General features: G+C 64.3%; 9 protein-coding genes. All 9 read left to right on the top strand.

Features of this window, described 5'->3' with window-relative positions; all coding sequences use genetic code 11:
* The coding region (locus AYB31_RS20000; RefSeq protein ID WP_330220008.1) for a flagellar M-ring protein FliF C-terminal domain-containing protein at positions 1–797 on the top strand (797 nt) is incomplete at its 5' end.
* On the top strand, positions 790–1806 hold the full coding sequence (fliG, locus tag AYB31_RS19995; RefSeq protein WP_068830775.1) for a flagellar motor switch protein FliG: 1017 nt from the start codon (positions 790–792) through the stop codon (positions 1804–1806). The genes AYB31_RS20000 and fliG, both read left to right, overlap by 8 nt.
* Positions 1807–1819: 13 nt before the next feature.
* Positions 1820–2599 (top strand): flagellar assembly protein FliH, encoded by a 780-nt coding sequence (gene fliH, locus AYB31_RS19990; RefSeq protein ID WP_068830774.1) that lies wholly within the window; start codon positions 1820–1822, stop codon positions 2597–2599.
* Positions 2589–3947 carry a flagellar protein export ATPase FliI gene (gene fliI / locus AYB31_RS19985; RefSeq protein ID WP_068830773.1) on the top strand — a complete coding sequence of 453 codons (1359 nt, stop codon included), beginning with the start codon at positions 2589–2591 and terminating at the stop codon, positions 3945–3947. Before fliH ends, fliI begins: the two co-directional genes overlap by 11 nt.
* 3 nt (positions 3948–3950) lie before the next feature.
* Positions 3951–4400: a flagellar export protein FliJ gene (fliJ, locus tag AYB31_RS19980; protein ID WP_068830772.1), complete on the top strand. Its 450-nt coding sequence runs from the start codon at positions 3951–3953 to the stop codon at positions 4398–4400.
* Positions 4401–4468: 68 nt separating this feature from the next.
* The gene (locus AYB31_RS19975) at positions 4469–4774 is read left to right on the top strand and encodes an STAS domain-containing protein (protein WP_068830771.1); all 306 of its coding nucleotides are present in this window, start codon (positions 4469–4471) and stop codon (positions 4772–4774) included.
* A 5-nt stretch (positions 4775–4779) separates the two neighbouring features.
* A complete protein-coding gene (locus AYB31_RS19970; protein WP_068830770.1) occupies positions 4780–6474 on the top strand; it encodes a fused response regulator/phosphatase in 1695 nt (564 codons plus the stop codon).
* 29 nt (positions 6475–6503) lie between these two features.
* On the top strand, positions 6504–6854 hold the full coding sequence (locus tag AYB31_RS19965) for an Hpt domain-containing protein (protein ID WP_068830769.1): 351 nt from the start codon (positions 6504–6506) through the stop codon (positions 6852–6854).
* Positions 6855–6951: 97 nt separating this feature from the next.
* The gene (locus AYB31_RS19960) at positions 6952–8232 is read left to right on the top strand and encodes a flagellar hook-length control protein FliK (protein ID WP_068830768.1); all 1281 of its coding nucleotides are present in this window, start codon (positions 6952–6954) and stop codon (positions 8230–8232) included.
* Positions 8233–8428: the final 196 nt, after the last annotated feature.

The raw sequence follows: 8428 nt of genomic DNA, 5'->3' as shown, positions 1-8428 counted from the left end.
AGCCGCCGGGCGCGGCTTCGGCGCCCCAGCAGGCGGCGGCAGCGCCCGCTCCTGCGGGTCCGGTGGCCGCCGGGCAACCGTTGCTGGACGCCAATGGCGCGCAGATCATGGACCCGGTTACCGGCCAGCCGATGCTGGCGCCATACCCGGCGGACAAGCGCGAGCAGTCCACCCGCAACTTCGAGCTGGATCGTTCGATCAGCTACACCAAGCAGCAGCAAGGCCGCCTCAAGCGCCTCTCGGTCGCCGTGGTGCTGGACGACAAGGTCAATATCAACGCCGAAACCGGCGAGGTCACTCGCAGCCCCTGGGGGGCCGAGGATCTGGCCCGTTTCACCCGCCTGGTACAGGACTCCGTGGGTTTCGACGCCAGTCGCGGCGACAGTGTCAGCGTGATCAATGCGCCGTTCTCTGCGGAACTGGGCGATGAGGTCATCGAAACGCCGTTCTATACGCAACCCTGGTTCTGGGACATCGTCAAACAGGTACTGGGCGTGCTGTTCATCCTGGTCCTGGTATTTGGCGTGCTGCGCCCGGTGCTGAACAACATCACCAACCCAGCCCGTGCCTCTGGTGGGGCAGCAGGTGGTGATGGTGACGTCGAACTGGGTGATATGGGCGGCCTGGAAGGCGAGCTGTCCGCTGATCGCGTCAGTCTCGGTGGGCCGCAGAGCATCCTGCTGCCGAGCCCTTCCGAGGGTTATGATGCACAACTGAACGCCATCAAGAGCCTGGTGGCGGAAGATCCGGGTCGCGTGGCCCAGGTAGTCAAAGAGTGGATCAACGCCGATGAGTGACAATCGCACAGCGGTCAAGCTGAACAAGGTCGACAAGGCCGCCATCCTGCTGCTTTCGCTCGGCGAGACAGACGCCGCGCAGGTGCTGCGCCACCTCGGGCCCAAGGAAGTGCAGCGTGTGGGCGTGGCCATGGCCGGCATGCGCAACGTGCAGCGCGAGCAGGTCGAGCAGGTGATGGGCGAGTTCGTCGATATCGTCGGCGACCAGACCAGCCTGGGGGTGGGCTCCGATGCCTACATCCGCAAGATGCTCACCGCGGCTCTTGGCGAAGACAAGGCCGGCAACCTGATCGACCGCATCCTGCTAGGCGGCAGCACCAGCGGCCTGGACAGCCTGAAGTGGATGGAGCCGCGCGCCGTGGCTGATGTGATCCGCTACGAGCACCCGCAGATCCAGGCCATCGTGGTGGCTTACCTTGACCCCGACCAGGCCGGTGAAGTGCTCAGCCATTTCGACCACAAGGTGCGCCTGGACATCATCCTGCGCGTTTCCTCGCTCAACACCGTGCAGCCGGCGGCACTGAAGGAACTCAACCAGATTCTCGAGAAGCAGTTCTCCGGCAGCTCCAACACCACCCGTGCCAACCTGGGCGGCGTGAAACGTGCTGCCGACATCATGAACTTCCTCGACAGCTCGGTGGAAGGTCAGCTGATGGACTCCATCCGCGAGGTGGACGAGGACCTGTCCAGCCAGATCGAAGACCTGATGTTCGTCTTCGACAACCTGGCCGACGTCGACGACCGTGGCATCCAGGCACTGATGCGCGAAGTCTCCTCCGATGTGCTGGTCCTGGCGCTGAAGGGCGCCGACGACGGCATCAAGGAAAAGGTCTTCAAGAACATGTCCAAGCGTGCTGCCGAGCTGCTGCGCGACGACCTGGAAGCCAAGGGCCCGGTGCGTGTCAGCGAAGTGGAAACGGCGCAGAAGGAAATCCTTACCATTGCTCGGCGCATGGCCGAGTCCGGCGAAATCGTCCTCGGCGGTGCCGGTGGCGAGGCGATGATCTAAGAGGCGAGCGAGCATGGTTCCCAAGGAGGCTCCCAGCGAGCTGATCCGCGCCAAGGACATCAGTGGCTTCGACCGCTGGTCGCTGCCCAGCTTCGACCCGCAGGTGGAGTCGCCGCCCGAGCCGGAGCCCGAGCCGGAACCGGCGCCCGAGGAAGAGTTGGCGCAGGTCGAGGAGGTGGCCGTCGAAGACGTCAAACCCTTGACCCTCGACGAGCTCGAGGCAATCCGCCAGGACGCCTATAACGAAGGCTTCGCCACCGGCGAGAAGGACGGTTTTCATGCCGGCCAACTCAAGGCCAAGCAGGAGGCCGAAGTGGCGCTGGCGGCCAAGGTCGCTTCGCTGGAGCAGGTCATGGGCCACCTGCTGGAGCCCATTGCCGAGCAGGATCAGGAGCTGGAGCTGGCGTTGGTCAATCTGGTCAGCCAGGTCACCCGGCAGGTGATCCAGCGCGAGCTGGCCAGTGACTCGAGCCAGATCCGCCATGTGCTGCGTGAGGCGCTCAAGCTGCTGCCGATGGGCGCGAGCAATGTGCGTATCCACGTTAATCCGCAGGATTTCGAGGTCATCAAAGCGCTGCGTGAGCGCCATGAAGAGAGCTGGCGCATCCTCGAAGACGAGTCGCTGCTGCCCGGCGGTTGCCGCGTGGAGAGCGAGAGCAGTCGTATCGATGCCAGCGTCGAAACCCGCATGGCACAGGCGCTGAAGCAGCTGTTCGAGCAGCAGCGGGCACAGGCCACCAATCCGCCTGAGGCCGATATGCAGATCGACCTGGAAGCGCCAGATGCGCCTTGATCGCATCAGTTTCGGCAAGCGCCTGAGCGGTTACGCCGAGGCGGTGCAGCTGCCGGACCAGCCGGTGGTGGAGGGGCGGCTGCTGCGCATGGTCGGCCTGACCCTGGAGGCCGAAGGCCTGCGCGCTGCGCTCGGCAGTCGCTGCCTGGTGATCAATGACGACAGCTACCACCCGGTGCAGGTGGAGGCCGAGGTCATGGGGTTTTCCTCGGGCAAGATCTATCTGATGCCAGCCGGCAGCCTGGCTGGCATCGCCCCCGGCGCTCGCGTGGTGCCGCTACCGGATACCGGTCGTTTGCCGATGGGGATGTCGATGCTCGGGCGCGTACTCGACGGCACCGGCCGCGCCCTGGATGGCAAAGGCGGCATGAAGGCCGAAGACTGGGTGCCGATGGACGGCCCGACCATCAACCCGCTCAACCGTCACCCGATCAGCGAGCCGCTGGATGTTGGTATCCGCTCGATCAACGGCCTGCTCACAGTGGGGCGCGGCCAGCGCCTGGGCCTGTTTGCCGGTACCGGCGTCGGCAAGTCGGTTTTGTTGGGCATGATGACGCGCTTCACCGAGGCCGACATCATCGTGGTCGGGCTGATCGGCGAGCGTGGTCGCGAGGTCAAGGAGTTCATCGACGAGATTCTTGGCGAGGAGGGCATCAAGCGCTCGGTGGTGGTCGCGTCACCGGCCGACGAGGCACCGCTGATGCGTTTGCGCGCGGCCATGTACTGCACGCGCATCGCCGAATATTTCCGCGACAAGGGCAAGAACGTCCTGCTGTTGATGGATTCGCTGACTCGTTTTGCCCAGGCCCAGCGCGAGATCGCCCTGGCCATCGGCGAGCCGCCGGCGACCAAGGGCTATCCGCCCTCGGTGTTCGCCAAGCTGCCCAAGCTGGTGGAGCGTGCCGGCAATGCCGAGGCTGGTGGTGGCTCGATCACCGCGTTCTACACCGTGCTCTCCGAGGGCGATGACCAGCAGGACCCGATCGCCGATGCTGCCCGTGGCGTGCTCGATGGCCACTTCGTGCTGTCGCGGCGGCTGGCCGAGGAGGGGCATTACCCGGCCATCGACATCGAAGCCTCGATCAGCCGCGTCATGCCGCAAGTGGTCAGCCCCGAGCATCTCAAGCAGGCACAAAGGTTCAAGCAGCTGTGGTCGCGCTATCAGCAGAGTCGCGACCTGATCAGCGTGGGCGCCTACGTAGCGGGCGGTGATGCCGATACCGACCTGGCCATCGCCCGGCAACCGAACATGATGCGTTACCTGCGCCAGGGCCTGGGTGACAGCGAGCGGCTGAGCGACAGCGTCAGCCAGCTGGCGCAGGTGTTCAACCCGCCGGCGCAGGGCTGATAGGTGGCCGATAGCCGTGCCGCGCGCCTGGCGCCGGTGATCGAGATGGCCGAGCGCGCCGAGCGCGAGGCCGCCCGCCAGTTGGCGCATTGCCAGGGGCTGCTGGCCAAGGCCGAAGTGCAGCTGGGCGAGCTGGAGCGTTATCGCGGCGATTATCAGCAGCAATGGATCACGGAGGGGCGACAGGGTGTATCCGGGCAATGGCTGATGAACTACCAGCGCTTTCTCAGCCAACTGGAAACCGCCATTGGCCAGCAACTGCAGAGTGTCACCTGGCATCGGCAGAATCTGGAAAAGGCGCGGGCTACCTGGCAGCAACGCTATGCTCGTGTAGAGGGGCTGCGCAAACTGGTCCAGCGCTACCTGGACGAGGCGCGTGCAGTCGAGGATCGGCGCGAACAAAAGCTGCTGGATGAGCTGGCTCAGCGTCCCTCCATGCGCGATCCGCAATGACGGTGGTTGCCGCGACCACTGGTCGATGCTAAATCTTTCTCTGCACAAGAAAAAACAAGGAGTGCCACATGGCTATCACCGCGCTGCCCTCGAGCGACGGACAGGAGCTGACAATCCATATCCAGGGGCGCTTCGATTTCTCGGCGCATCAGGAGTTTCGTGATGCCTATGAGCGGGTGAGTGCCACACCCAAACGCTACGTAGTGGATCTCAAGGGGGCGACCTACCTGGACAGCTCGGCGCTCGGCATGCTCCTGCTGCTGCGTGATCACGCCGGTGGCGACCATGCGCACATCAGTCTGGTCAACTGCAATCCGGATGTGCGCAAGATCCTCTCCATTTCCAACTTCGAACAACTGTTCCAGATCGGCTGATCGCCATGCCCGGCCGCCTGTCCATCCTGATCGCCGAGGACAGTGCGGCCGACCGTCTGCTGCTCTCTACCATCGTCAGTCGCCAGGGCCATCGGGTGCTCACCGCCGATAACGGCCTGGAGGCGGTGCAGCTGTTCGAGCGCGAGCGTCCGCAGCTGGTGCTGATGGATGCCCTGATGCCGGTGATGGACGGTTTCGAGGCGGCCCGGCGGATCAAGACTGCCGCCGGCGAGACGCTGGTACCGATCATTTTCCTCACCTCCCTGACCGAAAGCGAAGCGCTGGTGCGTTGCCTTGAGGTGGGTGACGACTTCCTGGCCAAGCCCTACAACCAGGTCATCCTCGATGCCAAGATCCGCGCCATGGATCGCCTGCGTCGACTGCAGGACACGGTGCGCCGGCAGCGCGACCTGATCGCCAAGCACAACGAACACCTGGTCAACGAGCAGCGTGTGGCCAAGGCGGTGTTCGACAAGGTGGCGCACTCCGGTTGCCTGGGCGCGGCGAACATCCGCTACCTGCAATCGCCTTTCGCCCTGTTCAATGGCGACCTGCTGCTGGCGGCGTTCAAGCCCAGTGGTGGCATGCATGTGCTGTTGGGTGATTTCACCGGCCACGGACTGCCTGCGGCGATTGGCGCCATGCCGCTGGCCGAGGTGTTCTATGGCATGACCGCCAAGGGGTTCTCCATGGCGGAAATCCTTCGCGAGATGAATGCCAAGCTCAAACGCATTCTTCCGGTGGGGGTGTTCTGCTGCGCGGTGCTGCTCAACCTGAGCTTCCAGCGGCGGGTCGTCGAGGTGTGGAACGGCGGTCTGCCGGATGGCCATCTGCTGCGCGCCGGTGGTGTCGAGCGCATTCCGCTGGTATCGCGTCACCTCCCGCTGGGTGTGCTGGAACCGGCGAACTTCAACGAATCATATGAAGTCCACGCTTTGGCACCGGGTGATCGCATCTTCCTGCTCTCCGATGGTGTGCTGGAAACCCGTGATGCCAGCGGTCAGATGTATGGCGAGGAGCGCCTGTTGCAGGTGTTGACTGCCGGACATCCTCCGGCTGCGTTGTTCGATGAGATCAAGCGCTCGCTGGCCGCCTTTCGGGGTGAGGCCCAGGACGATGTCAGCATGATCGAGCTGAGCATGGTCGAGGAGGGCGCGATCCAGCGTCCACCTTTGGCATTCACGGACAGCGGCCAGAGCAGCCCGCTGGACTGGTCGGCCAGTTTCGAGTTTCGTGCCGAAACGCTCAAGCGCTTCAACCCCTTGCCTTTCCTGTTGCAGCTGTTGATGGAAGTACAGGGTCTGCGCGCCCAGGGCGGCGCGCTGTACACGGTGCTGGCGGAGCTTTATTCCAATGCCCTTGAGCATGGCGTGCTGGGTCTGGATTCGCGGCTCAAGGCCGACGCCGATGGGTTTGCCCGCTACTACCGAGAGCGCAGCCAGCGCTTGCAGGCGCTGCAGGACGGGTTCGTGCGCTTCGACCTGGCACTGTGTCCGCTGCCCGATGGCGGTAGCCTGCGTATCGATGTGCAGGACAGCGGCACGGGCTTCGCCGTGGTCGACGTCCTCGATCTGCAACCGGGCGCAGGCTGCCTGAGTGGTCGTGGCCTGCGTCTAGTTCGCCAACTCACTCACCAATGCGAGTGGACGGTGGATGGTCGTGGCATCAGCGTGGAGTTTCGCTGGGCGGCTCAGGCATAATCGGCGCTTCCCGATCACGGAGTGAGCCGGTGTCCGAATCCCATCTCGATCAGAATGTATTGGCCTCCCTGCTGGATGTCATGGGCGCAGAGTATCCCGTGCTGCTGGATACCTTTCTGATCGACTCGGAAGAGCGTCTGCGTTGCCTCCACGAGGCGCTCACTGCCGCCGATGCCCAGGCCCTGCGTCTGGCTGCACACAGCTTCAAGGGCAGCTGCAGCAACATGGGGGCGCCACTGCTGGCCAGGTTGTGCAAGGATCTGGAGGAAGATGCAAGGCGCGAGCGCCTGGATGACGCCCCCGGGCTGGTCGAGCAGATCGAGCGAGAGTTCGCCATCGTGCGCATCCTGCTCAAGTCCGAACGCCAGCGTTATCGCTAAACCTGCTTTTCAAACAATGGGCCGCCGGTCTTCCTGGCAAAGTTGGCCCGTCCCTTGCTCTAGCTTCGGTACGATCCACCCCTGACGGAGAGTACCCATGTCCGTTGCACCCGATTTTCTTCTCCAGTCCGCGCCTGAAGTGCGCCCCAAGGCTGCGCCCGCGAGGGCACCTGCCAACGGGCCTGAGCCCAGTAGGGACAAGGACTCCAGCTTCGCCGAGGTGTATGCCAAGGAGCGCCAGACCAAGGCCGCAGAGCGCAAGGAAGCCAGCGCCAAGGCAGCTCAGGAGGCGACCGAACAGGCCCCTCCGGCCGAGGCACCGGTTGCTGAGGCCGCTGCCGAGCAGACGGAGGTTGCCGATAGCGGCAAATCCTTGCCGGACGATGCGCAGGACGGCGCCGAGGAGGCCATCGATCCTCTGCTGCTGCTCGGGTTGGCCGGTCAGCAGACTGCGGCGGAAAACCCGGACGACGCCGAGGGCGATCCTGCGCTGCTCGGCGAGGAACTGGCCGAAGGCCTTGCGGCAACACCGACCGTTGCCAGTGGCGCACCCGCCACGCTGACCGAGGCCAGCCACGACCCCGAACTGGACATGCTCAACAGCCTGCCAGGCGTGAAGCTGGCTCTGGAGGTCGGCGCGCAGGGCCAGGCCGCGACGCAGCAACTGAGCCCCGGCGCGGTGGCAGCGGAGCGTTCCACTTCACCAGGCTTTGCCAATGCCCTGGCGGCGTTCAGCGGCGACGCGATGCCCACTGAAGAGTCGCCAGGCGAAGGGCTGGACACCGAGTTGCTGAGCGAGGGGCTGGAAGGTCTACCCGAGGCTCGCGAGACTCAGGTCGACGCGCGTGCCGAGGCCTTTGCCAACAAGCTGAGTGCGCTCAGCCAGGCCATTGGCCAGCAGAATGCGGTCAACCAGCGCTTGCCTCTGGTGCCCGGCCCGCCCGTGCAGATGAACCACGCGGGCATGAGCGAGGCGGTGGTCGATCGGGTCATGTGGCTCTCCAGCCAGAGTCTCAAATCGGCCGAAATCCAGCTCGACCCTGCTGAGCTGGGGCGCCTGGAAGTGCGCATCGAGTTGAACAAGGATCAGGCGGCGCAGGTGACTTTCGTCAGCCCCAACGCCAACGTGCGGGACCAGCTGGAAGGTCAGGCCCATCGCTTGCGCGAGATGTTCGCCCAGCAGGGTATGAACCAGCTCGATGTAAATGTCTCCGATCAGTCCGCCCGTGGCTCCCAGGGTGGTGCCGACGAGGGCCGCCGTCAGGGTGGCGGGCGCGGCCTGGCTGACGCGGGCAATGACGAAGTGCTCATCGGCACCAGCGAAATCCGCAGTCCATCGGCGGCGGCACCGCGAGGGTTGGTGGACTACTACGCCTGACCTATTTCCCGCGAGCCATATGACGACGCTCGGTGCAGCAAAACACCGGGCGTCGTCGTTTTCGGGTGACAGGCGGTCGTTGCCTTGGTATATCGGCTGCCTGTGTCGGGTGGCTTGGAAGCGACTATCTTGTTTACAAGGTGGCATAACACTTGCTCGTAAGCCCTTGACGGAAGAAAAAATACTGTTTGGTGAC

This window comes from Pseudomonas sp. BMS12 (genome assembly GCF_001592875.1).
Classification (GTDB): domain Bacteria; phylum Pseudomonadota; class Gammaproteobacteria; order Pseudomonadales; family Pseudomonadaceae; genus Aquipseudomonas.
Note: the sequence above shows the minus strand (reverse complement) of the source record. Positions and strands in the feature narration are given on the sequence as shown.

Coding starts and splice junctions, on each gene's coding strand:
- fliH (WP_068830774.1), top strand. CDS start 1,820: ATGGTTCCCAAGGAGGCTCCCAGCGAGCTGATCCGCGCCAAGGACATC.
- AYB31_RS19970 (WP_068830770.1), top strand. CDS start 4,780: ATGCCCGGCCGCCTGTCCATCCTGATCGCCGAGGACAGTGCGGCCGAC.
- AYB31_RS19975 (WP_068830771.1), top strand. CDS start 4,469: ATGGCTATCACCGCGCTGCCCTCGAGCGACGGACAGGAGCTGACAATC.
- AYB31_RS19960 (WP_068830768.1), top strand. CDS start 6,952: ATGTCCGTTGCACCCGATTTTCTTCTCCAGTCCGCGCCTGAAGTGCGC.
- fliI (WP_068830773.1), top strand. CDS start 2,589: ATGCGCCTTGATCGCATCAGTTTCGGCAAGCGCCTGAGCGGTTACGCC.
- fliG (WP_068830775.1), top strand. CDS start 790: ATGAGTGACAATCGCACAGCGGTCAAGCTGAACAAGGTCGACAAGGCC.